At 52.9% G+C, this 1198-nt stretch carries 12 tRNA genes; all 12 read left to right on the top strand.

Annotated elements, in window-relative coordinates:
* Positions 1 to 77: 77 nt before the first annotated feature.
* The 12 genes from NSQ37_RS21175 (at position 78) to NSQ37_RS21120 (ending at position 1187) form a co-directional block, all read left to right on the top strand.
* Positions 78 to 153: transfer RNA gene (locus NSQ37_RS21175), tRNA-Val, on the top strand.
* 29 nt (positions 154 to 182) lie between these two features.
* Positions 183 to 258 (top strand) — tRNA-Thr (locus tag NSQ37_RS21170).
* 37 nt (positions 259 to 295) lie between these two features.
* A tRNA-Lys gene (locus tag NSQ37_RS21165) sits at positions 296 to 371 on the top strand.
* 10 nt (positions 372 to 381) lie between these two features.
* Positions 382 to 465: transfer RNA gene (locus NSQ37_RS21160), tRNA-Leu, on the top strand.
* A 9-nt stretch (positions 466 to 474) separates the two neighbouring features.
* Positions 475 to 549: transfer RNA gene (locus NSQ37_RS21155), tRNA-Gly, on the top strand.
* Between the two features lie 19 nt (positions 550 to 568).
* Positions 569 to 654, top strand: a tRNA-Leu gene (locus tag NSQ37_RS21150).
* 9 nt (positions 655 to 663) lie between these two features.
* Positions 664 to 740 (top strand) — tRNA-Arg (locus NSQ37_RS21145).
* Positions 741 to 757: 17 nt separating this feature from the next.
* A tRNA-Pro gene (locus NSQ37_RS21140) sits at positions 758 to 834 on the top strand.
* A 4-nt stretch (positions 835 to 838) separates the two neighbouring features.
* Positions 839 to 911, top strand: a tRNA-Ala gene (locus NSQ37_RS21135).
* A 20-nt stretch (positions 912 to 931) separates the two neighbouring features.
* Positions 932 to 1008: transfer RNA gene (locus tag NSQ37_RS21130), tRNA-Met, on the top strand.
* Between the two features lie 2 nt (positions 1009 to 1010).
* Positions 1011 to 1087: transfer RNA gene (locus NSQ37_RS21125), tRNA-Ile, on the top strand.
* Between the two features lie 7 nt (positions 1088 to 1094).
* Positions 1095 to 1187, top strand: a tRNA-Ser gene (locus NSQ37_RS21120).
* Positions 1188 to 1198 lie beyond the last annotated feature (11 nt).

Here is a 1198-nt window from a genome sequence, read left to right as displayed (position 1 = left end):
CAGCGCCGATGGTAGTCGGGGGGTTCCCCCTGTGAGAGTAGGACGCCGCCAAGCCATTACACGCAAGTGTAATATACGGAGGATTAGCTCAGCTGGGAGAGCATCTGCCTTACAAGCAGAGGGTCGGCGGTTCGAGCCCGTCATCCTCCACCATTCCTATCATACATAAGTTGGCGTATTAAGCCGGTGTAGCTCAATTGGTAGAGCAACTGACTTGTAATCAGTAGGTTGGGGGTTCAAGTCCTCTTGCCGGCACCACCTTTATATGTTATACTATATAAGTCTCTTGTAATAAGAGCCATTAGCTCAGTTGGTAGAGCATCTGACTTTTAATCAGAGGGTCGAAGGTTCGAGTCCTTCATGGCTCACCATGTTTTTCTTGCGGATGTGGCGGAATTGGCAGACGCGCTAGAATCAGGCTCTAGTGTCTTTACAGACGTGGGGGTTCAAGTCCCTTCATCCGCATTGCCAAACGCGGAAGTAGTTCAGTGGTAGAACATCACCTTGCCAAGGTGGGGGTCGCGGGTTCGAATCCCGTCTTCCGCTCCAACTATACTATACCATCCATGCCGGGGTGGTGGAATTGGCAGACACACAGGACTTAAAATCCTGCGGTAGGTGACTACCGTGCCGGTTCAAGTCCGGCCCTCGGCACTTATTGTTGCGCCCGTAGCTCAATTGGATAGAGCGTTTGACTACGGATCAAAAGGTTAGGGGTTCGACTCCTCTCGGGCGCGCCATACATACTTTTGAAAAACGGGAAGTAGCTCAGCTTGGTAGAGCACATGGTTTGGGACCATGGGGTCGCAGGTTCGAATCCTGTCTTCCCGACCATTTTGGGGCCTTAGCTCAGCTGGGAGAGCGCCTGCTTTGCACGCAGGAGGTCAGCGGTTCGATCCCGCTAGGCTCCACTTGATTTTAATTGTTTTTTGGCGGTGTAGCTCAGCTGGCTAGAGCGTACGGTTCATACCCGTGAGGTCGGGGGTTCGATCCCCTCCGCCGCTACCATTGGACCTTTAGCTCAGTTGGTTAGAGCAGACGGCTCATAACCGTCCGGTCGTAGGTTCGAGTCCTACAAGGTCCACCACTTATACGGAGGAATACCCAAGTCTGGCTGAAGGGATCGGTCTTGAAAACCGACAGGGGTGTCAAAGCCCGCGGGGGTTCGAATCCCTCTTCCTCCGCCATATCTAATTTA

The sequence above is a fragment of the Bacillus sp. FSL P4-0334 genome (assembly GCF_038004825.1).
Taxonomy (GTDB): domain Bacteria; phylum Bacillota; class Bacilli; order Bacillales; family Bacillaceae; genus Bacillus; species Bacillus velezensis.
Note: the sequence above shows the minus strand (reverse complement) of the source record. Positions and strands in the feature narration are given on the sequence as shown.